This window comes from Salinispora tropica CNB-440 (assembly GCF_000016425.1).
GTDB lineage: Bacteria > Actinomycetota > Actinomycetes > Mycobacteriales > Micromonosporaceae > Micromonospora > Micromonospora tropica.
The window spans coordinates 34,721-59,156 of the sequence record NC_009380.1 but is presented as its reverse complement, the minus strand read 5'-3'; the positions used below and the strand labels follow the sequence as shown (position 1 = coordinate 59,156).

Annotated in this window: 22 protein-coding genes and 1 tRNA gene; 9 read left to right on the top strand and 14 right to left on the bottom strand. The window is 69.1% G+C overall.

The window, feature by feature from the left end:
• Nucleotide 1 precedes the first annotated feature (1 nt).
• Together STROP_RS00255 and STROP_RS00250 are read left to right on the top strand one after the other, a co-directional pair.
• Nucleotides 2-292 carry a hypothetical protein gene (locus tag STROP_RS00255; RefSeq protein WP_011903972.1) on the top strand — a complete coding sequence of 97 codons (291 nt, stop codon included), beginning with the start codon at nucleotides 2-4 and terminating at the stop codon, nucleotides 290-292.
• Nucleotides 293-297: 5 nt separating this feature from the next.
• Nucleotides 298-948: an aminodeoxychorismate/anthranilate synthase component II gene (locus STROP_RS00250; protein WP_011903971.1), complete on the top strand. Its 651-nt coding sequence runs from the start codon at nucleotides 298-300 to the stop codon at nucleotides 946-948.
• A gap of 96 nt (nucleotides 949-1,044) precedes the next feature.
• Here the strand turns inward: STROP_RS00250 and pknB are convergent, their stop codons facing one another.
• The 7 genes from pknB to STROP_RS00215 are packed head-to-tail and all read right to left on the bottom strand — an operon-like array spanning nucleotide 1,045 to nucleotide 10,007.
• On the bottom strand, nucleotides 1,045-2,874 hold the full coding sequence (gene pknB, locus STROP_RS00245; RefSeq protein WP_011903970.1) for a Stk1 family PASTA domain-containing Ser/Thr kinase: 1,830 nt from the start codon (nucleotides 2,872-2,874) through the stop codon (nucleotides 1,045-1,047).
• Nucleotides 2,871-4,259 carry a serine/threonine-protein kinase gene (locus STROP_RS00240; RefSeq protein WP_011903969.1) on the bottom strand — a complete coding sequence of 463 codons (1,389 nt, stop codon included), beginning with the start codon at nucleotides 4,257-4,259 and terminating at the stop codon, nucleotides 2,871-2,873. The genes pknB and STROP_RS00240 overlap by 4 nt, the downstream gene beginning before the upstream one ends.
• Nucleotide 4,260: 1 nt before the next feature.
• A complete protein-coding gene (locus STROP_RS00235; protein WP_011903968.1) occupies nucleotides 4,261-5,766 on the bottom strand; it encodes a peptidoglycan D,D-transpeptidase FtsI family protein in 1,506 nt (501 codons plus the stop codon).
• Nucleotides 5,763-7,253 (bottom strand): FtsW/RodA/SpoVE family cell cycle protein, encoded by a 1,491-nt coding sequence (locus tag STROP_RS00230; RefSeq protein ID WP_011903967.1) that lies wholly within the window; start codon nucleotides 7,251-7,253, stop codon nucleotides 5,763-5,765. Before STROP_RS00230 ends, STROP_RS00235 begins: the two co-directional genes overlap by 4 nt.
• Before the next feature lie 28 nt (nucleotides 7,254-7,281).
• Entirely contained in the window at nucleotides 7,282-8,730 is a 1,449-nt protein-coding gene (locus STROP_RS00225) for a PP2C family protein-serine/threonine phosphatase (protein ID WP_011903966.1), read from the bottom strand.
• Complete coding sequence (locus STROP_RS00220) at nucleotides 8,727-9,212, bottom strand: FHA domain-containing protein FhaB/FipA (protein WP_011903965.1); 486 nt, start codon at nucleotides 9,210-9,212, stop codon at nucleotides 8,727-8,729. Before STROP_RS00220 ends, STROP_RS00225 begins: the two co-directional genes overlap by 4 nt.
• A 6-nt stretch (nucleotides 9,213-9,218) precedes the next feature.
• Nucleotides 9,219-10,007: an FHA domain-containing protein gene (locus tag STROP_RS00215; protein WP_011903964.1), complete on the bottom strand. Its 789-nt coding sequence runs from the start codon at nucleotides 10,005-10,007 to the stop codon at nucleotides 9,219-9,221.
• 224 nt (nucleotides 10,008-10,231) lie between these two features.
• Here STROP_RS00215 and STROP_RS00210 point away from each other — a divergent pair.
• The 3 genes from STROP_RS00210 to STROP_RS00200 all read left to right on the top strand — a co-directional run bounded on the left by STROP_RS00210 (nucleotide 10,232) and on the right by STROP_RS00200 (nucleotide 12,297).
• Nucleotides 10,232-10,317, top strand: a tRNA-Leu gene (locus tag STROP_RS00210).
• Nucleotides 10,318-10,420: 103 nt separating this feature from the next.
• Nucleotides 10,421-11,494, top strand: coding sequence for an NAD-dependent epimerase/dehydratase family protein (locus STROP_RS00205; protein ID WP_011903963.1), 1,074 nt, complete (start codon nucleotides 10,421-10,423; stop codon nucleotides 11,492-11,494).
• Entirely contained in the window at nucleotides 11,491-12,297 is an 807-nt protein-coding gene (locus STROP_RS00200) for a WecB/TagA/CpsF family glycosyltransferase (protein WP_011903962.1), read from the top strand. The genes STROP_RS00205 and STROP_RS00200 overlap by 4 nt, the downstream gene beginning before the upstream one ends.
• Nucleotides 12,298-12,367: 70 nt before the next feature.
• Here the strand turns inward: STROP_RS00200 and STROP_RS00195 are convergent, their stop codons facing one another.
• From STROP_RS00195 to STROP_RS00180, 4 genes are all read right to left on the bottom strand, one after another.
• Nucleotides 12,368-13,927 carry a S8 family peptidase gene (locus tag STROP_RS00195; protein ID WP_011903961.1) on the bottom strand — a complete coding sequence of 520 codons (1,560 nt, stop codon included), beginning with the start codon at nucleotides 13,925-13,927 and terminating at the stop codon, nucleotides 12,368-12,370.
• A 264-nt stretch (nucleotides 13,928-14,191) separates the two neighbouring features.
• Complete coding sequence (locus STROP_RS00190) at nucleotides 14,192-14,596, bottom strand: hypothetical protein (protein WP_018829576.1); 405 nt, start codon at nucleotides 14,594-14,596, stop codon at nucleotides 14,192-14,194.
• Between the two features lie 261 nt (nucleotides 14,597-14,857).
• A complete protein-coding gene (locus STROP_RS00185) occupies nucleotides 14,858-15,079 on the bottom strand; it encodes a DUF397 domain-containing protein (protein WP_011903959.1) in 222 nt (73 codons plus the stop codon).
• The gene (locus STROP_RS00180; protein ID WP_011903958.1) at nucleotides 15,049-15,930 is read right to left on the bottom strand and encodes a helix-turn-helix domain-containing protein; all 882 of its coding nucleotides are present in this window, start codon (nucleotides 15,928-15,930) and stop codon (nucleotides 15,049-15,051) included. Before STROP_RS00180 ends, STROP_RS00185 begins: the two co-directional genes overlap by 31 nt.
• A 421-nt stretch (nucleotides 15,931-16,351) precedes the next feature.
• Between STROP_RS00180 and STROP_RS00175 the strand changes: the two genes are divergently transcribed.
• Nucleotides 16,352-16,639: a hypothetical protein gene (locus STROP_RS00175; RefSeq protein ID WP_018730929.1), complete on the top strand. Its 288-nt coding sequence runs from the start codon at nucleotides 16,352-16,354 to the stop codon at nucleotides 16,637-16,639.
• Nucleotides 16,640-16,736: 97 nt separating this feature from the next.
• On the top strand, nucleotides 16,737-17,066 hold the full coding sequence (locus tag STROP_RS00170) for a hypothetical protein (protein WP_026274700.1): 330 nt from the start codon (nucleotides 16,737-16,739) through the stop codon (nucleotides 17,064-17,066).
• A 56-nt stretch (nucleotides 17,067-17,122) separates the two neighbouring features.
• Here STROP_RS00170 and STROP_RS00165 read toward each other — a convergent pair whose 3' ends face one another.
• The gene (locus tag STROP_RS00165) at nucleotides 17,123-17,845 is read right to left on the bottom strand and encodes a PASTA domain-containing protein (protein ID WP_018832278.1); all 723 of its coding nucleotides are present in this window, start codon (nucleotides 17,843-17,845) and stop codon (nucleotides 17,123-17,125) included.
• 241 nt (nucleotides 17,846-18,086) lie between these two features.
• On the opposite strand from STROP_RS00165, the gene STROP_RS00160 reads away from it, so the two are divergent.
• A complete protein-coding gene (locus STROP_RS00160; RefSeq protein WP_187151597.1) occupies nucleotides 18,087-19,358 on the top strand; it encodes a hypothetical protein in 1,272 nt (423 codons plus the stop codon).
• A gap of 33 nt (nucleotides 19,359-19,391) precedes the next feature.
• Here the strand turns inward: STROP_RS00160 and STROP_RS00155 are convergent, their stop codons facing one another.
• Nucleotides 19,392-20,870 carry a glutamate-cysteine ligase family protein gene (locus STROP_RS00155; protein WP_011903953.1) on the bottom strand — a complete coding sequence of 493 codons (1,479 nt, stop codon included), beginning with the start codon at nucleotides 20,868-20,870 and terminating at the stop codon, nucleotides 19,392-19,394.
• A 224-nt stretch (nucleotides 20,871-21,094) separates the two neighbouring features.
• Between STROP_RS00155 and STROP_RS00150 the strand changes: the two genes are divergently transcribed.
• On the top strand, nucleotides 21,095-21,592 hold the full coding sequence (locus tag STROP_RS00150; RefSeq protein ID WP_018829579.1) for a MarR family winged helix-turn-helix transcriptional regulator: 498 nt from the start codon (nucleotides 21,095-21,097) through the stop codon (nucleotides 21,590-21,592).
• Between the two features lie 266 nt (nucleotides 21,593-21,858).
• On the opposite strand, the gene STROP_RS00145 is transcribed toward STROP_RS00150, so the two are convergent.
• Complete coding sequence (locus tag STROP_RS00145) at nucleotides 21,859-24,426, bottom strand: ATP-binding protein (RefSeq protein WP_011903951.1); 2,568 nt, start codon at nucleotides 24,424-24,426, stop codon at nucleotides 21,859-21,861.
• Between the last annotated feature and the right edge of the window lie 10 nt (nucleotides 24,427-24,436).

Genomic DNA, 24,436 nt, shown 5'->3' with positions numbered 1-24,436 from the left:
GATGTACGCCTGGATCTGGCGAAAGTTGCCGTTCGGGCTGCCTGGCAAGCTGGCCGGCAGTGTCCTGTTGGCGACGGCCACGGTCGCGCTGCTCTGGTACGTCGTCTTCCCCTGGGCTGAGCCGCTGCTCCCCTTCGACGATGTACAGGTCACCCAGGAAACGGGGGATCCCGGGGACCCGGGTGTCCCCGGCTACCCGCCGCCCGGCGACGGGCCGGCACCAACCGAGGACGGGCACGACCTGCCGTACGACACGGACGAGAACAACACGCCCCCCTCATCGGAAGAGTGACACCCGTGCGCATCCTGGTCATCGACAACTACGACTCGTTCGTCTTCAACCTGGTGCAGTATCTGGGTCAGCTCGGCGCCGACTGCGAGGTGCGTCGCAACGACGAGATCAGCGTCGCGGAGGTCGGGCAGGCGAACGCGGATGGCGTCCTGCTCTCACCCGGGCCGGGTAGTCCGGATCGTGCCGGCGTCTGCCTGGATGTCATCCGGGAGTACGCCGGAGTGGTCCCCCTCTTCGGGGTCTGCCTCGGTCACCAGGCGCTCGGTGAGGCGTTCGGCGCCACCGTCGCCCAGGCCTCGGAACTGCTGCACGGCAAGACCTCCGAGGTCCGGCACCAGGGCGTGGGGGTACTGGCCGGCCTACCGGAGGTGTTCACCGCGACCCGCTACCACTCGCTCACTCTCGTGCCGCAGACGTTGCCGGACGAGTTGGAGGTCACCGGTTGGACCGGCTCCGGCGTGGTGATGGCGATGCGCCACCGAACGTTGCCGATCGAGGGGGTGCAGTTTCACCCGGAGTCGGTCCTGACCGAGGGCGGGCACCTCATGCTGGCGAACTGGTTGGCGTCCTGCGGTTTCCCGGAGGCGCTCGAGCGCGCCCCCGCGTTGGCGGCCGAGGTCGATGCACGCCGGCGCACCGCGTTCAGCACCACCTGACCGACGACCACAGCACCGAACGACGCCTGGTGTCCTCGCGCGCCCGCCTGCCGTCTGCGGCCCGCGCCGCAGCTCCGACGCGGGGTGTACCGGCCGTCAGCGCGTCGGGAGACGGGCCGGAGGTGTGGTCGGGAGCGGGAGGCCACCTCCACCTCCACCTTCACCGCCGTTGTCCGGCGGCTCGTCGGGCGGCTCCGACGTCGGCGACTCGCTCGGCTCCGGCGTCGGGGAGTCGGTCGGCTCCTCGAGCACCGTCACGGTGATGGTCACCGTCTTGCCCTTCCGCAGCGGGGTGTTCGGGCTTGGGTTCTGGTTCGTCACCCGGCCCTGCTCGCCCGGCGGCACCGGCTGGCCCTCCTTGATGTTGACCTCGTAGCCGGCGTCCTCGAGCTCCCTCTCGGCATCGTCGACGTAGGAGTTCACGACGTTCGGTACGGTGCCGATGTTGCCCTTGGAGACGGTCAACGTGACCACCTCCCCCTCCGCCGCCTGGCTGCCCTCATCCGGCGTCACCCCTAGGACGGTGTTCTTCGGCGCCGCGTCGTCGACCTCCTCCCGATCGACCTCGAAGCCCGCGTTCTCCAGCTGCCGCTTCGCGTTGTCGAAGGTGGAACCGACCAGGGTGTCCGGGATCGTCACCGTCGCCGGCCCCGCACAGATGAAGACCGTGACGACGTCGGCCGGATTCAGCTCTTCGCCCGGGCTTGGATCCTGGTTGGTCACCTCCCCCTTGTTGCAGTCGTTGTCGCGGATCGCCGGGCCGGCTTCCGCCGCCAGGTTGGCCTGCTCGATCTTGTCGATCGCCTCAGCCTCCGTCAGCCCGGTCACCCGCGGGACCGATGCCTTCTCTTCGGGTGGCGAGGACATGAGCTCGGCGACCACCAGCGCGACCACCGCGAGTACGCCGAGCGCGGCGAAGGTGGCGATCAGCCACGACGACGCCCGGCGCCGGCGTGGGTCGCCAACCCGGGCCGGAATCTGTTGGGTACGCGGACCGGGCGCACCGGCCGGGTATCCGGCGCCGGCCGGGGCGAGTTGGGTGGTCTCCTCCTCCCGCAGGACCGGGGTCGCCATGACCGGCCGTCCAGCAGCGGCACGCAGCAGATCCGCCCGCATCTCGCCGGCGCTCTGGTAGCGGTTGAGCGGGTTCTTCGACAGTGCCTTGAGGATGATCGCGTCGACGGCCGGGGGGACCTCCGGGTTGAGGTCGCTGGGCGTCGGTGGTGCCTCCCGGACATGCTGGTACGCGACGCTGACCGGGCTGTCCCCAACGAACGGCGGGTGCCCGCAGAGCAACTCGAAGAGCACACAGCCGGCGGCGTAGACATCCGAGCGGGCGTCCACCGACTCGCCGCGGGCCTGCTCGGGTGAGAGGTACTGGGCGGTGCCGATCACGGCGCTGGTCTGCGTCATCGTGGTCGCACCGCTGGCCAACGCCCGGGCGATCCCGAAGTCCATCACCTTGACCTGGCCGGTCTGGGTGAGCATGACGTTGCCGGGCTTGATGTCCCGGTGGATGATTTGGTGCCGGTGGCTGAACTCCAGCGCCGCGCACATGTCGGCGCAGATTTCCAGCGCTCGGCGCGGCTGGAACCGCCCCTCGCCGCCCAGCACCTCCTTCAGGGTCCGTCCGCCGACGAACTCCATGACGATGAACGGCAGGGTCTCACCGGTCGGTGCCTGCTCCTCGCCGGTGTCGTAGACGGCGACGATGGCCGGGTGGTTGAGGGAGGCGGCGTTCTGCGCCTCCCGTCGGAACCGCATCTGGAAGGTGGCGTCCCGGGCCAGATCGGCCCGGAGCATCTTGATCGCAACATCCCGACCCAGTCGCAGGTCACGACCGCGATGCACCTCGGCCATGCCGCCGTAGCCGATAAGCTCGCCGACCTGGTAGCGGCCACCGAGCAGGCGGGCCTGCGCTGTCATCGCGTCTGTCGTCCTTCGCTCGTCGTCGTCTCGTCGTCGCCCGTCGAGGGCAGTTGCAATTGACGGTACGACGTTCGGTCTGAATCGTCGCGCCCGTCATGCCGGAGTTCGCCGGACATTCCCGTCGACTGCACCGGCCGGCCGGAGGACCCGGTATACGCCTCGTGCCAAACGGAGGAAACCATGCCAAAGCAGGTCACGACCAGAACGGCCAAGAGGAGGATGAGGAGTCCTCTTCCGAACCGGGACGGGCGGGGCGGCGGAGCCGACATCGGGGGGCGCCCGGGTCGCGCTGACGCCGGCGGCACGGCGGCGACCGGGGACCACCCGGCCTGCGGTCGCGGGGCCGGCGGATGGAAGGGCTGCGGCGCCACCGGCGAGCGGGAAACCTGTGGTGGAAGGGCAGTGGCCGGTGAAGGCACCCTGGCCCGACCCGGCGCGACGGGCACCGCCGAGACCACGCTGGCCCGGCCGGGCGCCGGCGAGGCCGGCGCCGCCGAGACCGGACTGACCCGACCCGGCACCGCCGAAACCGGACTGGCCTGTCCAACCGACCGGGCGGCCTGGGAGAGCTGGGCCTTCAGTTGTCGGGTCACCCCGGCCAACGCCGCCGCGCTCGGCCAGCGGTCCGCCGGGTCCTTCGCCATAGCCCGCTCGACCACCGCCCGCACCTGCGATGGAATGTCGGCAGGCAACGCCCGAGGCGTATCCCGGACATGCCGCAGGGCGATATCGAGTGGGTTGTCGCCCTCGAACGGCCGTCGGCCGGAGAGGCACTGGTAGGCGACCACGCCGAGGGCGTACACGTCCGAGGAAGGGGTGGCGACCGCACCGGTCGCCTGCTCCGGTGAGATGTACGAGGCGGTGCCGAGCACCGAGCCGGCGGCGGTGAGCTGGGCCACCAGGTCGGATCGGGCGATACCGAAGTCGGTGAGAACCAGGGTGCCGTTCGGCCGGACGAGGAGGTTCCCGGGCTTCACGTCTCGGTGCACGATGCCCTCCAGGTGGGCGGCGTGCAACGCGTCGGCGGCCTGGGCGACCAGGGCCATCGTTCGGGCGGAGGTGAGCCGGCCGACCCGGTTCAGGGTGGCCGAGAGCGCATCGCCCTCCACGTACTCCATCACGAGGAAGGCGATCTGCTGATCACTGCCGAAGTCGTAGATGTCAACGACACCGGGGTGGTTGATGGTCGCCATCGTGCGCGCCTCGCCCCGGAACCGCTCGGCGAAGTCAGGATCGTCGAGCAGGGCCGGCAGGAGACTCTTCACGGCGACCGTCCGGCCGAGCACCTCGTCGGTGCCGCGCCAGACGTCGCCCATGCCGCCGCTGGCGATCCGCTCGTCGAGCCGGTAACGGTTGCCGAGCTTCACCCCGGAACTGAGCATGTCAGCGGCTCCCCGGAGAGGCGATCGCCGCCCGCATGATCTGCCCGCCGATCCGGGCGGCCTCGGCGCTGCCCCCGTCGCCGGCCTCCTCCAGCAGGACACAGACCGCGGAGACCGGGTTGCCGTCCTTGTCGAGCGCGAAGCCGATGAACCAGCCGTGGGGGGGCGTGTTCGGGCCAGCCTGTGCCGTGCCGGTCTTGCCGCCGACGGTGTAGCCGCTGATCCGGGCGTTGCGGCCGGTGCCGTTCTGGACGACACTCTCCATCATCTCCCGCAGGTCGGCGGCGACCTGGTCACTGACCGGCTGGCGCAACTCGCTGGGCTCGGCGGTGTAGTAGTTGGTGGTGCGATCAGCGCCGAGGATCTGACTGACCAGGTACGGCCGCATCTGGCTGCCATCGTTGGCGACGGTGGCGGCGATCAGGGCGCCCTGGAGCGGGGTCATCCGCACATTTCGCTGGCCGATGGAGGACTGGGCGAGGGCAGCCGGGTCAACGCTGCCGTCGGCGTTCTCCATGCTGCCGGTCCGACTGGCCGCGACCGGTTCGCCGTCCTCACCGAGCCGGCCGACGGTCAGGTCGTCCTGCTCGAAACCGAACTGCCGTGCCTTCTCCTTGAGGGTGTCCGCGCCGAGGCGCACACCGAGCTGGGCGAAGCCGGTGTTACATGACTCGGTCACCGCGTTCATCAGGGTGACCTCTGCCTCCGGGCAGATGGAGGGGGCCGCGTTCCCGATCGGCTCGCCGGAGGTCGGCGGGGTCCAGCTGGGCCCAGCAGGGATCTTCGTCTCCGTCGTGACACCGTTCTCCAGCGCGGCGGCAGCCGTCACGATCTTGAAGGTGGAGCCCGGCGGGAGCACCTCGCCGAGCGCCCGGTTCTTCAGCGGCCCATCCGGGTTCTGCTGTAACTCGTTGTAGGCCGCCGTGGCCTCGTCGGTGTCGTGGCTGGCCAACGGGTTCGGGTTGAAGCTCGGCATGGAGACCAGCGCCTGCACCGCCCCGGTACGCGGGTCGATCGCGATGGCCGCACCCTTGGTGACCCCCTTGCGATTCTCCCCCAGCTGCTCGTACGCGACGTCCTGCGCCTGCTGGGAGACGGTGAGCAGGACATTCGCGCCAGCGGTCTCGTCGCCGGTGACCAGGTCCCGCAGCCGGTCACCGATCAGCTGATCGCTGGTGCCGGCCAGGAAGGCGTTCTCCGCCTCCTCGATGCCGGTGTCGGCCAGGTTGACCGGCTTGTAGCCGATCGCGTGGGCGTACTTCTCCCCGCCCGGGTAGGTGCGCAGGTACTCCAGCTCCCCGTCGGTCGCCTTGCTGACCGCGAGCGCCGTACCACCGGCCTCGATGTTGCCGCGCTTGCGCTCATATTCGGCGACCTGGACCCGGCCGTTGTAGTCACTGTTGCGGTAGTCGTCGGCCTTGTAGGCCTGAATCCAGTTCAGGTTCGCGAAAAGAAGCCCGAACAGGACCATCACGACGAGACCCACCCGACGCAGTGGTGCGTTCACGGTCTGATCACCTCCGTGGGGGCACCGTGTAGCTGCTCTGGCGGTCCACCCGTCGATCGGGGCGACGGAGGGCCCCCGCTGGTCACCGGCCGACGGGCGGCATCGGAGACGCGGAGCAGGATCGCGATGAGCAACCAGTTCGCCATCAGCGACGAACCACCGGCGGAAAGGAACGGCGTGGTCTGGCCGGTAAGCGGAATCAGCCCGCTGATCCCGCCAACGATCACGAAGACCTGGAGCCCGAGGGTGAACGCCAGGCCACCGGCGAGCAGTTTGCCAAACGAGTCGTGAACCGCCAGCGCGGCACGCAGCCCCCGCTCGACGATGAGCAGGTAGACCACCAGCAGGGCGGAGAGACCAAAGAGACCGATCTCCTCGCCGAGGCCGGCGAAGATGAAGTCGTTCTGCACCTCGGGCAGCTTGAGTGGCTGGCCGGCGCCGGGCCCGGCGCCGAACATTCCACCGCTACCAAGGGCAAGCAGCCCCTGCACCAGTTGGTAACCGTCGTTGTACGGGTCGGCGAACGGGTCCAGCCAGATGTTGGCCCGCAGGTAGAAGTTGGCGAACGGGCCGCCGATCGCGTCGCCCAGCACGTACGCGAGATAGGCGCCACCGAAGAAGAGCACCAGACCGATGAGAAGCCAGCTCACCCGTTCGGTGGCGATGTAGAGCGTTGCCACGAACATGCCGAAGTAGAGCAGGGAGGTGCCCAGGTCCTTCTCGAAGACCAGGACCAGGAGGCTGATCAGCCAGACCACCACGACCGGCCCGAGGTCCCGGCCCCGCGGGAGGTCGACACCGAGAATCCGGCGGCTGGCCAGGGAGAGAACCTCCCGCTTGCGGACCAGGTAGTACGCGAAGAAGGCGAGCAGCGCGAGTTTGGCGAACTCGCCGGGCTGGATGGAGAGACCGCCGACCCGAATCCAGAGTTTCGCGCCGTTGATCTCGGAAATGCTCCGTGGTAGCACCGCCGGGATCATCACCAGCACGATGCCGGCGAGACCCAGGGTGTACGCGTACCGGGAGATCGAGCGGTGGTCGCGGACTATGGCAAGCAACCCGGCAGCGAGGGCGACCGAGATCAGTGTCCAGGCGAGTTGACGCCCGCCGGTGCCGGCGAAGGTCGCCAGTTCGGCGCGCTCGGCCGGGGTGGCGCGGGCCAGGTCCAGCCGGTGCAGAAAGCCGACCCCGAGGCCGTTGAGAAGGGCGACCGCCGGTAACAGGGCCGGGTCGGCGAAGGGGGCCAGGAACCGGATCGCCACGTGCAGGCCGAGGAAGACCGCGGTGAGCGCGGCGGCCGGTATCCAGAAGCTCGGCGTAACCGTGTCCAGCACACTGGCTTCGACCATCGCCCCGTACGCGGCCACCAGCACCATGGCGAGCAGCAGCAGCGACAGCTCGGCGTTGCGCCGGGACCGGGCCAGCCGCACGCCGCTCTGCCCGCCCGTGTTGGTGGGCGGGGAAGTCGACGTGGCCGCTACGGTCACTGAACGTCCTGACGGATCGAGCCGGCGCTCACTCGGGCGACCGGCAGGCGGCCGGATCAACGGCCGGCGGGATGGCGGGCAAGGCGTCGGGCGAGAGGGTCGGTTCGGTCGGCAGGCCGGTCGCCGGTGTGCTCGATGTGGCGGAGATCGACGGAGGCGCACTCGGCTCGGTGGTCGGCGTCGGCGCTCCGGGCTCCGCTGTCGGGCTCGGCACCACTGGCGGGCTCGGGCTCGGGCTGGGGCTGGGGGGACAGGTCGGCTTCAGGTTGGGGTTGGTCGGGGTGTCGGCGGTCAGCTCGGCCAGCCGGCGCTCCGCATCCGCTTCACTTTCGGCCGGGATGCCCTGTTTGACCCGCTCCTGCGCGGCAAGCGTGAGGTCGTCCAGCTCGGCGGAGCTGGTCGAGTGCACGGCGGAGAGGTCAATGCCGGCGATCTCACCTTCGATGCCACGGAACACCGCGACCTGGCCGCCCCCCGTAGCTCCGACGTAGTACTGCCGCTGGGTGTAGCTCCACCCACCGTAGAGCGCTCCGCCCAGAAGGACGATCAGCGCGAGGCTCGTCGCCACGAGACGGATCGGCCGACGGCGACGGCGCTCCGGCTCCTCGTCGGCTGCGGCAGTCGACTCGTCCGGCGTCACCGGTGGCGATCCGGAGAGCGCCGAGGCGCGGGCCGCAGGGGTGGAGTCGTCGGCGGAGGTCGCCATACCCCGGTCCCGGGAGGCGGCGCCACCGACGATCGGGGTCGCTTCGACGATGTCCTGGTCCGTCGCGTCGGCGATGATCACGGTGATGTTGTCCGGTCCGCCACCCCGCAGTGCGAGCTGGACCAGCCGCTCCACGCACTGTTGTGGGTCGGCGTACTCCCGCATCGTCTCCGCGATCGTCTCCGCGCTCACCACGCCCGAGAGACCGTCGCTACAGATCAGGTATCGATCGCCGGTGAGGACCTGGCGGACCGAGTACTCCGCGTCGATGTCCCGGCCGTCGAGAGCCCGGGTCAGCAGCGACCGCTGGGGGTGGCTACTCGCCTCCTCGGCGCTGATCCGGCCCTCGTCAACAAGCATCTGGACGTACGTGTCGTCCTTGGTTATCTGGGCGAACTCGCTGGCGCGCAGCAGGTAGGCACGGGAGTCGCCGATGTGCACCATGCCCAGCTTGCTGCCAGAGAAGAGGATCGCGGTGAGCGTCGTCCCCATCCCCTCCAGCTGCGGGTTGGCGTCAACCGTCTCGCGTAGCTGTTGAGTGGCGTTGGTGACAGCCGAACGAAGCGCATCCACGAGGGCGTTGCCCGGGACGTCCTCGTCCAGCGGTGCCATGGCGCCGATGACGATGTTGCTGGCGACGTCACCGGCGGCCATACCGCCCATGCCGTCGGCGACGGCGAGCAGCCGTGGCCCGGCATAGACGGAGTCCTGGTTACCGTCTCGGATCAGCCCGCGGTCGCTGTGGGCCGCATAGCGGAGGGTCAGAGTCATGGCCGTAATTCGAGTGAGGTGCGCCCGATGCGGATCGGCACGCCGAGGGGGACGGGGGTAGGTCCGGTGACCTTAGCGCGATCCAGGTAGGTGCCGTTAGTCGAACCGAGGTCCTCGACGAACCACTGCCCGTCGCGGGGCACGAGCCGGGCGTGTCGTGCGGAGGCGTAGTCATCGGTGATCACGAGGGTGGAATCCTCGGCCCGGCCGATGGTGATCTGCGCTTCACCGAGTGTGATACGGGTGCCGGCCAGCTGGCCGGCGGTCACCACCAGCTGGTGGGCTGCCCTTCCCCGCTTTGCCCGGGCCGGCTTTCCGCCCTGACCGAGGACGGCCCCGACCCCCCGGGGGGCCGCCACCAGCCGACCAGAGCGGGCACCTGCGAAGAGGTCCCGGCGAATCACCCCGACCACCGTGAAGACAAAAATCCACAACAGGATCAGGAACCCGAACCGGGCAACGGTGATGACGAGTTCCGGCAAGGCGGGTCAGCCGTCCACGCGGAAGGTCAGCGTCGTGGTGCCGAGCTGGATCATGTCGCCGGGGTTCAGGGCGACGGCGGAGACCCGCTGACCGTTGACCATGGTGCCGTTGGTCGACCCGAGATCGGTCAGCACGACCTGCCCACCGTCGAAATCCAGCCGGGCGTGTCGCCGCGAGATGCCGACATCGGGTAGGCGCAGGGTGGCCTGGTCGCCGCGGCCGATCACGGTCGTGCCCAGCTGAAGCGGGTAGGTCCGCCCGTCGCCGGAGACCAGCCGCACGTTGTGGCCGCCACCTTGAGCGGCCGGCTGGCCGTAGCCACCGCCCTGCTCGTAGGCGGGGTAGGCCGGCGGACCGGCGTCGTAGCCCGGCCCCGACACTGGGGCGACCTCGCCGCCGGTGTACACCTCGGCGGTGACCCGGAACATGCCGGTGTCGAGCCCCTCCCCCCGCTCGATCTCGACGATCACGTCGCCGTAGACCGTCCACGCCTGCTCGCCGATGAACTCCGCCTGCGACTGGGCCAGCTCCTGGGCCAGTGCGGCGGCGTACGGCGCCAGACGACTGTGGTCGTATGGCGAGAGATCGATCACGTAGCGGTTGGGCACCAACGTGCGCCCACCGGCCAGGATCGCCTTGTGCGCCTCGGCCTCCCGCTGCATGGCGTTGAGGATCTCCACGGGGTGGACCACCCCTTTGAAGACCTTGGCGAAAGCCCCTTCGACCAGGCCTTCCAGACGCTTCTCGAAGCGTTGCAGCACGCTCACCGGCTCCTCCTCGGGTCCCGAGGACATGATGGTATCCGGCCGAGGAGCGTGCAGCTCACACGCCGCTCGGCCAGGCTGATCCCGGCCCGTTCGGCGGGCCGGTTCCGTCGTGCTAGTCTTTCGTCCGCCACAAACGGTGGCCGTCCTACGAGGGTAACCGTTGGTGGCAAGTGCGAGGAGCCGCGTAGAATGTCCCGAGCCCGGCGATGCAGCTGGGGGCCGGACACCAAAGTGTCTCCGGTTGAAGCCACGGGGAAGTGGCGGAATGGCAGACGCGCACGGTTCAGGTCCGTGTGCCCGAAAGGGCGTGGGGGTTCAACTCCCCCCTTCCCCACCAGACGAGGGCTCCGCAGTCGCGGGGCCCTCGCGCCGTCTCGGGGCACGTCGTACGTCACGCTATGCTCCGATCGTTCTTGACTCCGACGGACCAGGAGTGACGTGTGAGTGTCGCATTCGTGACCGGATCGGGCGGTCTGATTGGCTCCGAAGCGGTTCGACATTTTGCCGGCCTCGGACTCGAGGTCGTCGGTATCGACAACGACATGCGGCAGGAGTTCTTCGGCGAGGAGGCCTCGACCGCCTGGAACGTCCGGGGGCTGACCGAGGAACTGGGCGCCGCCTACTCGCACCACAGCATTGACATCCGCGACCGGGACGCGCTCGCGAAGCTCTTCCGCCGATACGGCCGCAACACCGCTGTGGTGATCCACACCGCCGCACAGCCGTCGCACGACTGGGCCGTCCGCGACCCGTTCACCGACTTCGACGTCAACGCGGCCGGCACCCTCAACGTGCTACAGAACGTCCGCGAGCACTGCATCGAGGCGCCGGTCATCCACTGCTCCACCAACAAGGTCTACGGAAACCGGCCGAACAGCCTGCCCCTGGTCGAGTTGGAGACCCGGTGGGAGATCGAGCCCGGGCACCCGTACGAGCAGGGCATCCGGGAAGACATGTCGATCGACGCCTGCCTGCACTCGATCTTCGGCGCCTCCAAGGTGGCGGCGGACGTGATGGTGCAGGAGTACGGCCGTTACTTCGACATGCGGACGGCCTGCTTCCGGGGTGGAACCCTGACCGGGCCCGCGCACGCCGCCACCGAGTTGCACGGCTTCCTCGGGTACGTGATGCGGGCCAACATGGAACGCCGGAAATACAAGATCTTCGGATATCAGGGCAAGCAGGTCCGGGACGCGATCCACAGCTCGGACGTGGTCTCGGCGTTCGAGTCGTTCTTCCGTAACCCGCGCTCCGCCGCCGTCTACAACCTGGGCGGTGGCCGGCACTCCAACACCTCGATGCGCGAGGCCTTCGCCCTGGCCCAGCAGATCACCGGACAGGAGATGAACTCCGAGTACGTCGAGGCGAACCGAATCGGCGACCACAAGTGGTGGATCGGCTCGAACGAAGCCTTCCACGCGGACTACCCGGACTGGAAGCAGGTCTACGACGTGCCCATGATCATGCGTGAGATCTACGAGGCCAACGTCGACAAGTGGATTCCGCAGCCATGACCCCACGGTGCAAGCGGAACGTGCTCGGCGTCCTCGTTGATGTCACCGACTACGCCACCGCCACCGAGGCGGTCGTGACGGCGGCGCACGAGCGGCAGCCGCTGGCGCTGACCGCCCTGGCCGTGCACGGCGTGATGACCGGTGTGCTCGACCCCGCACACAACGCCCGGTTGAACTCGTTCGACGTGGTCACTCCGGACGGGCAGCCGGTGCGCTGGGCGCTCAACGTGCTGCACCACGCAGGACTGAGTGACCGGGTCTACGGCCCGACGCTCACCCTGCACGTGCTGTCCCGCTTCGCCGACGAGGGCCTTCCCGTCTATCTCTACGGGTCCACCGAGGAGACACTCGCGAAGCTGGTGCCGGCGTTGGAGCGAATGTTTCCCGCGCTGAAGCTCGCCGGGGTGGAGCCGTCCAAGTTCCGACCGGTGCTACCCGGTGAGGATGTCGAGATCGCCGACCGGATCAGGGCCAGCGGAGCCCGACTCGTCCTGGTCGGGCTGGGCTGCCCCCGGCAGGAGATCTTCACGTACGCCATGCGACCGCTGCTGGACATGCCGCTGATGGCGGTCGGCGCGGCCTTCGACTACCACGCGGGTCTGCTGCGGCAGCCGCCCCCGTGGATGCAGCGGGCCGGCCTGGAGTGGTTCTGGCGGCTCGGCCTGGAACCGAAGCGCCTCTGGCGCCGTTACGTGATCCTCAACCCGGCCTACCTGGCCCGGCTCGCCGCGCAGAAGACCCGACTGTGGAAGGCGGAGCCGCCCGAGCCGGCCACCGACCAGCCCACCGGCTTCGCGGTCTGAGGAAGGTCTCGGCACGGTACGGGCCCCCTCCCGGATACTCCGGAAAGGGGCCCTGCCCGGTGAAGCCGGATCAGACCGTCAGGGTCCAGGTGTCGATGTAGCCGGTGTCCTGGCGGTAGACATCGCGGACCTGGAGCTGCCAGGTGCCGTCGGCTGCCTCGCTGGAGAGGTTCACCGTGTAGGTCTCGTTGACGTTGTCGGCGGAGTCGGACAGGTTGTTGGTCTTCAGCCGGTAGGACGAGCCGTCCGGCGCGATCAGGTCGATGACGAGGTCACCCCGCCAGGTGTGGGGAATGTCCACGGCCACGGTCGAGGTGGCGGCGGCGTCCCGGTCGCAGCCGGCGATGGTGATCGAGCTGGTCACCGCGGAACCGGCGTCCGGGATCGCCACGTCGGTGTCGTTGGTGCCGGAGCAGCCCGGCGGCGGAGGCGGCGGAGGCGTGGTGCCGCCGTCACCGACGTAGAGGAGCTTGTTCGGCGAGCCGCTGCCGGGGGAGCCGATCGCGCCGTCGGTGGCGTTGTCGACTAGCTCGTCCCGAATCTGCTGCGGGGTGTACGAGGGGTTGGCCGACAGGACCAACGCCGCGGCACCCGCGACATGCGGCGATGCCATCGACGTGCCGCTGATCGTGTTCGTGCTGGTGTCACTGGTGATCCACGGCGCGGTGATCGACGAGCCCGGCGCGAAGATGTCCAGACAGGTGCCGATGTTGGAGAACCAGGACAGTCCATCAGTGCTGGTCGTAGACCCGACGGTGATCGCGTCCGGGGTACGGGCCGGTGAGTAGTTACAGGCGTTGGCGCTGCTGTTGCCCGCCGCCAGCGCGTAGGTGACACCGGAGTCGATCGAGTTGCTCACCGCGTTGTCCAGCGCGCTGTTCGCACCGCCACCGAGGCTCATGTTCGCCACCGCGGGCTGGACCGCGTTCGCGGTCACCCAGTCGACGCCGGCCACGACCCCGGCGAAGGTGCCGTTGCCCGCGCAGTCCAGCACCTTCACCGCCACCAGGTTGGCCTCCTTGGCGATGCCGTGCGCCGTGCCGGCAGCGGTGCCGGCGACGTGCGTGCCGTGCCCGTTGCAGTCGGTATCGTTGTTGTCGGCGGTGTTGGTGCCCCAGGTGGCCCTGCCGCCGAAGTCCTGGTGGGTGGTGCGGATGCCGGTGTCGAGGATGTAGATGTTCACGTCACTGGCGGTGTTCGGATAGGTGTAGGAGTTGTCCAGCGGCAGATCGCGCTGGTCAACTCGGTCCAAACCCCAGGACGGGGGGTTGGTCTGGGTGTCGGTGATCGACACCCGGTGGTTCTGCTCCACGTACGCCACCGCCGGGTCGGCCGCGATTCGGGCGGCGGCACCGGCATCCACCCGCAGTTCGGCTCCGCGGAGCGCGGTGCTGTACGTCCGGCTTACCTGGCCACCGTGCCGGTCCACCAAACGATCAACCGACGTCTCGACCGTGGCACGGCTGACCACGTTGTCCTTGAAGACCACGATGTAGCTGTCGGTTACGGCCGTAGCGCCCCCCGCACTACGGATCTCACCAACTGGTTCAGCGGCCATGGCGGGGGTCGCGGACGCCACCATGGCCATCGTGGCTAGTCCAACGAACACGGACCTTCGGGATAGACCCATCTCCTCTGTCTCCCTCCGGACGGCATCTATGTCCACCGGCTCCCGGCGAGCCCATCGATAAATGCCAATCCATCAATGATGGTAATCGGCGGGGAGATGAGAAATCAACACATCGAGTAACCCTGGCCATGGGTGGGATGCCCGGAAAATCACCGATGTGGTGACGGGGCACATCCGGCTACCAGAAGACGAATCCGCCGGAGATACCACCGATCAACACCGCGGACGTGCGGCCTGACCAGCATCTCGGCGTGAAAGCAACGGTCAGCGGGACCGCCCCGAGCCCTGTACGTAGAGAAGTTCGAGAATGGCCCGCGTCGCCTCGAACCAGCGATCCAGCCAACCCGGCGGCGGAACGCTGCCCTTTGGTGGAAGTTCCATCAAGAGACCGCGCAGCAACGGGTGATCAACCAGTGAGTCGACAGGACCAGACGACCAGCCCTCGGCCGAAAGACCCGGTCTGGTCAACGGATCCGAATCGAGCGAAGGCAACGGGTGGGGCGGAGCCGTTCGTTGAGGCGTGGAACCATCCTGCCGCCCGCCGGCTTCGGCATCCGGCGACACCACCTCGGTGAGCACCGTATCCCGGCGTGTCCCGCGGTACTTGCCACCGAACCGTTCCGGCTTGCCCGGACCGTTGGTGAGGTTCTCTGACCCGATCGTCGTCATCCGTCTCGCCTACTTCTTTCGGTTGCCGATCGGCGCGGCGGGTCACTGACCTGTGCCGTACCGACGGGTTCAACGAGACGGAGCCGCTATGGCGACGGGGCATGAGCAAAGCCAGGTCACACGAGCTCAAAGCGGACACCTCAAGCTGCCGAGAACACAGGTCAGATGATCCCGCGGGGTTGGAGTACCCACTGGCCGTTGTGCGGAACAACCGATCCGGTGTCCCCGTCCGAACGGGCCGGACGGGGACACCGGTACAGGTCAGCGCGGGTCGAAGGTACCGCCCCGCGCATCGGTGACGAAGGAACGCCAGCCACCTGGGCTGAAGACCAGGGCCGGGCCGGACCTGTCCTTCGAGTCCCGCACGCCGACCGCCCCCGGCACGTACGCCACCTCTACGCAGTTGTCGCAGTTCGGCCCGCTCTTCGAGCTCTTGAACCAGGTGCCCTGCGTCAGGTCCACGGGGAACTCCTTGGTCGCCATTTCCACAACGGCTCCTCTGCCAGTTTCGCGATGTGTGCGATGGACTCCTCAGGACTAATGGCAGCCGCGCGGATGTGATCAAAGATGAAGCTGTACTTCTGCAGTTCGTCACTCTTTTCCAGGAAGAGCCCACCCGTGGCATTCTCCGCGTACACAACATCCGGATCACTGGGTTCGGGGAAGCTCAGGATGCTGAAGGTCCCGTCCATGCCCGCATGCGCACCAACCTCGAACGGCAGGATCTGCAACGTCACGTTCGGTAGCTCGGCTACTTCCAACAGCCGTTTGAGCTGACCACACATCACCGTGTCCCCACCCACCGGTCGGCTCACCACTGCCTCATCGAGCACCACCCACAGATCGACTGAATCATCCTGAGTCAGCAACGACTGACGACCCAACCGGACACGGACACGTTGTGCGACTTGTTCTGTGGTGAAGTCCGGCCGCGCAGCGCGGATCATGGCGCTCGCGTACTCCTCGGTCTCCAGTAGACCCGGCACGACCTGCTGCTCGTAGGCGCGAATGGAGCTTGCCGCTGCTTCCAGGCCGACGTACGCCCCGACCAAAACCGTGCTGTACGGGTGCCACCACCCCTTCTGCCGGGCCTCGCGAGCGATCTGTACCAGCTCGTCGCTCTCCACACCCACCACGCCGTAGATCCGGAGCATGTCGCGGACATCGCGAGGCGTCGCCGTGGTGTGGCCAGTCTCGATCCGGGAGACCTTCGAGGCCGAGCACTCGAGCTGCTCGGCGACCGACTCGATGGTGATTCCCGCAGCCTCACGCTGCCGGCGGAGCTCTGCGCCCAGTCGCCGTCGGCGGATGGTCGGGCTTCGCCGCTCAGCCACCGTGCCACCCCGGACTCAATCTCGCGGTCATTGCCACCCCGCCCCCTCCACCTTGACAACTTCCCGGCTCGGCCGTCGCGCCGGGGAGGGCGCGCCGGTGGACGGGCTCGCGGCGGCGGTTGGTGGCAAGCGAACCCGGCCCTCAGTGTGCCGCCCGAATACGAACAGCTCAAGCATTGCACCTATCTGGACCGACAACCCATCGGCAACTACCGACATGCAACTTGCATGTCGCACGCCACTGATGCACCCTGTTCCCTATGGCGGATCACGCAGAGTCCTCCTCCGTTCTCAGACCGTGGTAATCCCGCGGTCAGCCACGACAACGCCAGTCGGCGGGGCACCACCCCGAGGCCGGCGACACATGTCCCCCGACAACTCTCGCCGGCGCCACCGCCGGCCCTTCCTCCCAGGAGCCCATGTGCTTCCCCGCACCGGTGACGTACTGCACGTGACTCGCGCGGCGAGTGTCCAGTTCCTCCGACCCATCGCCTTCCGGGTGATCCGGGTCCTCGACTGGCCGACCTACGACGGTTGGCTCTGGCTCGACGGCTACGAGTTGAACGCATCGGGGGACGCGGTCAGCCGGCGGTCGATCTTCGTACAGCAGGAAGGGCTGGACCAGATCCAGGCCGCGCCGCAGCGCCACCCGCACACCGTGGGGACACAGCGCCGACCGCTGGCACGGACCCCCGCCCGCGTGGGCTGAACTGCTGCGATCCGCCGTCGGTGGGCTTACCCGCGAGATATCATCGGTACGCCCACCCCGGCAGTTCCACCCGCGCCGCCAGGACCCTGAACCTGGGATAGCCATGGTCAATCAGCCCGCTGTGCGGCGGCACAGCTTCCGCATCGCGTACGCCTTCGGACTGCTGGCGTTCATCGGCGCCGCGACCGTTCTCACGGTCGTGTTACGCCAACCCGCCCTCTCCACAACCCAACTCTCCACTCCGGTCCCCGCACCAGAGATCACGGTGGTGGAGGAGAACGCTCCGGCATCCGGTCCCACCGCCCGGGCGCCTGGCTCACACACATCGGAGGATCTTCGGCGCTCGCTGTACTGGTCCGGGATCTTCGGCCTGACCATCTCGCTCGCCGGGCTGGGTCTCGTCGGCACCAGACGCCGGAGGTGGTGACCACCGGGCCAACCGGTGGGGATGATCTCGGTCAGCCGGTGGGGGTGAGCGCCCGGTCAGCTGGTGGGGGTGGGTTCGGGGCTCGGGGTGGGCGTGGATCGCTCCGGCGACGGTCCGGACCTCGACACCACCAATACGACGGCTGTCCCCTCCGGTACCAGTACACCTGCCCGCGGCGTCGTCCCGATCACGGTGCCCGACGGCCGGTCCGAGGTCCGAAACTGAATCCGGTACGCCAGTCCGGCCTCGTCCAGAATCGCCTGGGCTGTCGTCAGCGGCAGGTTGACCACCGGGGGCATGGGGACCTCACCCGGCTCCTCCGTCACCGACGGCGTGGGCGGCTCAGTCGACGTCGGCGTGGCCGACGTTGGCGTGGCGGACGTTCGCGTGGGGGACGTTGGTGTGGCGGACGTTCGCGTCGGGGATGCCTGCGGCGTGGTGGCCGACGGCGAGGACTCCGGGACGAGCTGCTCGTCGTCGCCGGCAAGGGCCAGCCACAGGCCGGCACCGAAGACGGCAAGCAGGAGGACAACCACTCCCCAGAAGATCGGTGACCACCACCGTCGCCCGTTCGGCTCCGCGTACCATCCGGTCGCCTCCTGGTACTCCGGCGGACGCGGTGGCGGCACGCCCGCACGCCCCGACCATGGCCCCGGCCCTCCGGTGGGAGGCAGTGGCACGGTCTGATCGCCGGGAGGCCGCGGACCGGTCTGTTCGGCGGGCAGCGGACGGGTCTCGTCGTCCGGCCCGTCGGCGGCGGGCTTTCGGTCGTCACTCATCCCACGCCCTCCCTCGCTGCCTGACGACAACCTAGCCGGCCGGCAGGTGGGGCGGCGGGAATCAGTCCACCGCGGCTCGGTCCGTGTCACCGCCTACCCGGCGAGCGCTACCTTGATCACCGACAACCAGACCACCCCACCTCAATTACTCTGAGTGATAATTCGGCCTTGGTACCCCCAGCATCGACCACAGGACGTTACGCTCGCCGGCATGGCGAGACGCGGCTGGGCAATATCGATCATGACCGCGCTTGGCACCGCCGCCGGGGCCGGCGCCGCCGCGCTGGGCTTCGGCTACGGCCTGGGCATCATCAACTGGGCCCCACCGCCCGATGAGAGTGTCGCCGTCACCGCCTGGACAGCCAGCCTGATCTGGGCAACGTGGATCGCCGCCACTTCTACTGTGGCTGGTGCCGTTTGCGCCCAACACCTCCGTCGTCGTGGCGCTGTGGAACACCAGCAGGCCGGCAGCGACGGCACAATTTCTATAACGGACGCGACACTCGCCAGCCCGAGTGGCCCGGACGCCGCCGCAGGGACCACCCGGGAGACGGCAGAGCGGAGCCGGGCCGAGCCGAGTGAACCCGATGGTGCGCTCGGTAAGCTGGCGCTCGTCGGAGCCGCTGGATTCGGCGCTCTGATCACGGTGCTGTTGACCGCCGTACCGGCTCGGGTGGCCGTGGTACCCGGTGTCGCCGCGCCCCGCGACGTCGCCGCTGGATATGCCGCCCTGGGCGTCCTGGTCGGATTGGCCATGGCCGGGTGGGCTCTACACTCCCGCGCCGCCGCCACCAACGTGATGGCGACCGTCGGCTGGCTGTGGCTACTCGCCGTGGTGGCTGTTGTGGACGGCGTCGTCGCGGGGCGGGGACTCCGTACCGCCCAGCTCGGCATTTGGCAGCTCAGTGCCGGCGGGAACGAGCTGTGGCTCCGCGACTGGTTCTACTGGCCGGGCGCGCTGCTGTCACTCGGCTCCGCGCTTCTCATCGGCATACTGGTCGCCCGGGGCACGGCCAGACGTCCCGACCAGCTGGTGGGTGCCACCGCCTCCGGCGCAGCCGGCCCGCTCCTCGTCGCGGTCGCCTACCTGCTCGCCGTGCCGGAACTGGCCGACCTCGCTCCCGGCCAGGCGTCGGCGCACCTCATCGCCCCGTACGCGGTCATCATCGGCTTTGGCGGCTCGGCGCTGGTCGCCGCGCTCGGCCAACGGGCCGACCGCCGGACGCGGACAGCTTCGCCCCGACCGGTGGAGCCCGCGGCCGAATCGCCCCAGTCGGCAGAGTCCCCGACCGACCCGCAGTCGGACGGTTCGACCGTCGCGACGCCCACCACTCGGGGCCGGACGCGCGGGTCAGGCAGCCGACGGCCCCGAACCGCGAAGTCGGAGGCCACCACCGCGGTGCCGGCACAGCGCACTGTGGACGATGCAGCAGCGGAGGACGCCGGCCCCGGGTCACAGGAGCCGAAGGAGACGGACTCACGTCGGCCCCGATCCGCACGCCGCACCAGCTGACAGCGGTGCCGGGGAACACCCTGGACCGGTCGCCTACTCGACCGGCCAGGTGTGCACCGGCTCGTTGCTGCGCTGGAGTTCGGCGTACCGCTGGACCATGTGGTGCAGCGCCGCCGGGCGGTCGAGCTTCCGGTGCCGCTCAGCCGCCCACACCGTTTCCGCCTGCCATACCGCGCCGTTGCGCCGGGTCCGGCAGCGCTGCTCGATGACGCCGAGCAGCCGGTCTCGCTCACCGGGCGCCACGCCGAACCGGTCCAGCCCGGTCGCCGCCTGCGGCAGCAGGACGTCGAGGACCAGCTCGGCGACCGGCACCTCACCGAGCCGAGGCCAGTACACCACCGCGTCCATGCCTCGGCGGGCGGCGGAATGGAAGTTTTCCTCCGCTGAGCTGAAGGGCAACTGACTCCAGGTCGGACGGTCTGCCTCCGCCAGCCCTCGCGCCGATCCGAAGTAGAAGGCAGCGTTGGCCAGCATGTCGATCACCGTCGGGCCGGCCGGCAGGACCCGGTTTTCCACCCGTAGGTGCGGGCGCCCCTCGGTGATGTCGTAGACCGGCCGGTTCCAACGGTAGACGGTTCCGTTGTGCAGGCGCAGTTCGCCGAGCTTCGGCACACCCCCGGCGTGCAGCACCTCCACCGGGTCCTCCTCCTCACAGATCGGCAGCAGCGGCGGAAAATAGCGGACGTTCTCCTCGAAAAGGTCAAAAATTGAGGTAATCCACCGCTCACCGAACCAGACCCGAGGGCGGACGCCCTGCGCCTTCAACTCGTCTGGCCTGGTGTCGGTCGCTTGTTGGAACAACGCGATCCGGGTCTCCGCCCAGAGTTGTCGGCCATACAGGTAGGGGGAGTTGGCCCCGGTTGCCACCTGGGCGGCGGCGATCGCCTGCGAGGCGTTCCAGTAGTCGGCGAAGCTGTCCGGCGAGACCTGGAGGTGGAACTGCAGACTGGTGCAGGCCGACTCGGGGGCGATCGAGTCGGTGTGGGTCTGCAACCGCTCGACCCCGCGGATGTCGAGCTCGATGTCCTCGCCACGCGCTCCGACGATCTGGTCGTTGAGGGCCCGATAGCGCTCGTTAGCGGAAAGGTTGTCGACAACCAGGTGCCCCTCGGTCAGTGTGGGCAGGATTCCCACCAGGAGAATCTTCGCGTCGGACCTGGCAGCCCACTCGTCGGCGCGGGCGAGACTGCCGCGAAGGTCCTGTTCGTAGCCGGTGAACCCGGTACCCTCGATCAGCCGGGGCGCGGCGTTCAGCTCGAGATTGAACTGCCCCAGCTCGGTCTGGAAGAGCGGGTCGGCGATGTCGGCGAGAATCTCCTCGTTACGCATCGCCGGTTCGGCGGCGGAGTCGACCAGGTTCAGCTCGATCTCCAAGCCGGTCATCGGCCGGTCGGCGTCGAACCCGAAGTCGTCCAACATCAAGGCGAAGACGTCCAGGCAACGACGCACCTTGCGTCGGTAGCGGACCCGATCCTCCCGGGAGAAGGCGCCCCGCGTGACATCCCTGCCCATGTGCCCTCCCGGCGCCCGAGGTGACGGAGCGATTCCGCTCCGCAGCGCATTGTGAACCATTTACGGTAAGAGTGCCCAACGCGGTGGGCCAGAGCCGGTCGCGCACGAACCCGCCAAACCCTGTTCACGTGCACCTTCCGCACAATGCTTGCTCGGTAAACAGCATCCTGAGCAGATACACTTACAGCAATATCTCGTTGATCAAATACTGGTACGATCTGCGGGTGGACCAGAGTGTGCTCAACGACCCCCGGATCACCGCCGTCGGCCTACTCGTCGAGGCGCACGCCGGGCTGTCGGCCCGGTTCACCGCCCAGTTCGAACAGCACGGCCTCTCCCCGGTGGAGTTCGAGGTGCTCACCCGGCTCGTCCGCTCACCTGACAACCGGCTTCGGATGACCGACCTAGCCGCACAGACCTCCCTCTCCACCAGCGGGGTGACCCGCGTGGTCGACCGGATGGAACGCGACGGCCTCCTCACCCGGCGCGCCTGCCCCGCCGACCGACGCAGCTCGTTCGCGGTGGCCACCGACTCCGGCTGCAAGCGGCTCGACGCCGTACTCCCAGGTCACCTACGAATCATTGAAGAGTGGTTCACCGGGCAGCTCGACCCGGAGTCACTGGCCCGACTCCTCGATGGGCTACGTCGGGTGCGAGACGCGGTCCACCCCGGCGCTACTGCCGGCGCCACCGACCCAGAACCAGCCCCGGACAGCCGCTGACACCGCCGTGGATGGCCCGGCTTGGCCGGGTGCCGTCGGCAGAGGAGACCACCGGCAGAAAGAGCGGCAGAACTGCCAGATAGCAGGACTATTATCGTGCAAATCGGGCAGCTAGCGATTCGCCGGCCACTAAGCTCCGGTCAACGGGGGATGCACCCGGGGGAGATGGCGCGGGCGACGAGCGAGGGGTAACAGAGGGGGTTCTCGCTCGCGCCACTCCCGGGACCCGGGCACCCGGCCCACCCCCAACCCGGCCGCCAGGTGGGTCACGGCCGGCGGGCCACCGCAGCCAATGCCTCCACCTCCGGCGGCAACAGGCGGATCCCACTGACCCGGCAGATCTCATCCAGCCGATCCAACACGGACGGATCCGCCGTGCTGGCGGCCAGCCCCACCAGCGCCTCCACCAGGTCACGGCGGTCCTGACCGTTGGCCCCCGCCTCGGCAGCGACAGCGAACCACTCGGCCGCCAGCTCCCGATCGCCCCGGCGCAACGCCAACGTGCCTTCGATCAACCCACAGATCCCGTCCGCTGGCATCCAGCTCAGACCCGCCGCCGGCCCACCCGGTCGCAGCTCGGCCAGCACCTCCGCCGCCTCCGCCACGCGATCGTCCAGCGCCAACGCCAACCCGACCGTGCCCAGCACCCGCCGATGGTGCCCCGGGTCGCCCAGCGCAGTCAACGCCGCCAGCGTCCTCCGCCCCTGGTCGACCGCGACGTCGTACCGGCCCTCAAGACGCGTGACCTCGGCGAGATTGGCCATCGCGAGTACGCGTAACCGCTGCTCCCCGCACTGGGCCGCCAGTCGATCGGCGGCAGCCAGCCGGCGCCGGGCGGTGGCGAGGTCACCGACCCGGATCCCATGCCAGGCCAGGTTGTTCTGCGCCACCGTCATGTCCCGGATCCGCCCGTGCCGGGTGGCCAGCGCCAGTACCGCCTCGGCCTGCCCCCGCGCCTCATCGTGGTCGCCGGTGCCGGTGAACAACCTACCCAGAACGGTACGGGCCTCCAGCTCACCCGCAACGTCACCGGCCGACTGCAAGGCGGCGAGTGCGGCGCGGGCGGCCGGCAGTTCCTCCGCCCCCGCGCCGTGCTCCGCAGCCAGCCGGGCCACACCCAGCAACGCCCACGCCCGCTGAACGGGGGCGACGTCAGCGGTACGCGGATCCGCCAGCAACCGGCGCAGCCACTGCCGGCCGGCGACGTCCCGCCCCCGAAAGCGCCACCACCGGACGAGCCCGGCCGCCAGGCCCAGGGCGGTCACCGGTTCGTCGACAGCGGCATGCGCGAGTGCGGAGCTGATGTCCCCGCCCACGTCGTCCAGCCGGTGCACCGCCGCGGTCAGGTCCGCCCCGACCAGGTACGGGGCCGTCTCGGCGACCAGCCTGGCCATGACCCGCGCATGGTGACGCCGGGCCACGGTGAGCTCACCCGCGCCGGCAGCCTGCTCGACAGCGAACTCCCGGACGGCGTCGAGCAGCCGGAACCGGAACGGCCCCACCCCCCGAATGCTGAGTAGGCCCAGCTCCCGGAGTCGGTCCAACAGCGCAACCGGGTCGACGACCAGCAGCGTTCCCGCCGGTTCGGCGCCGACTCCGAGCATCTCCTCGGCCAGCTTGACCGACCAGCGGTTCCCGAAGGTGGCGAGCCGTCGCAGGGCAGCCCGCTCCTGGAGTGTGAGCAGGAGATAGCTGGTCGCAACGGCGTCCCGCAGCGTCTCGACGACCGCCGCGGGCGTTCGCTGCGTCGGGCCCGGATCAGCCGCGCTCCAGCCCGGCCGCTCGGCTGCGCCGGAGAAGGTGGCCAGGTCGAGAACCCGATCGCCATACCGGTCAAGCAACTCGTTGAGGTCGAGGATGCGCCCCCGCGCCGCCATCAGCTCGATGGCCAGCGGAAGGCCACCGAGGCGGCGGACCAGCCGGGCCAGCGCCGGCAGCTCCGCCGCCGTCGGCGGGTTCGGTCGTACCAGCTTGAGTCGGGCGATGAACAGCGCCACCGCCGGAAACCGGGCGAGGACCACCGGACCAGCCTCGTCGCGGTCCGGCGACGGCGTGTCGAGCGGGGCTACGGGTCGGACTCGCTCACCGCGCAGCCCGACCGGATGCCGGCCGGTGACGAGTACCCGTAGGGACGGCACCACGGTCGCGAGCTGGTGCACAGCTTCGGCGACTGTGCCGGGAGCCCGCTCCACCGCGTCCACAAGCAGCAGTGCCGGTTGACCGGCGAGGCGGGTGGCAAGCTCGGGGAGACGCGCCGCCCCGAAGACCGCCGCCGAGGCGGCAAGCAGCTCCGCAACATCCGTTCCCTCCCCGGTGAGGACCCCGGCCACACCACCCGGGAAGTGCCCGGCGGCCGCGTGGGACGCCGACAGCGCCAGTGCCGTCTTGCCAACACCAGCCAACCCGACCAGGCTCACCAGCCGGGCGGTCACCTCGCTGGTGAGCATCCCGACCAGCTCGGCCACGTCACGCTCCCGACCGATCAGCTCGGGGGCCGGGGGCAGCGTGGTCGGCCTTACCATGCCGTCCGGGCCGACGTGGAGCAGTGACTCTGACTCCGGGTATCGGGGCGTCGGCACGTGTCGGGCGGCCGCGACGAAGGTAGACCGCGCTGCCCCGACCAGCCCAAGGGCGGTCGCGAGCAGTTCGACGGTCGTCCGCTGGGGCCGCGACGAACGGCCGCGCTCCACGTCCCGAACGGTCCGGACACCGATGCCGGCCCGGCCCGCCAGTTCGGCCTGAGTCAGGCCAGCGGTGAGCCGGTGTCCACGGAGCAGGTCGGGCAGCCCCATCTGTCCGCCTGACCACCGCGAATGGTCATCATCCGGGTTCATGGCCAGGAAG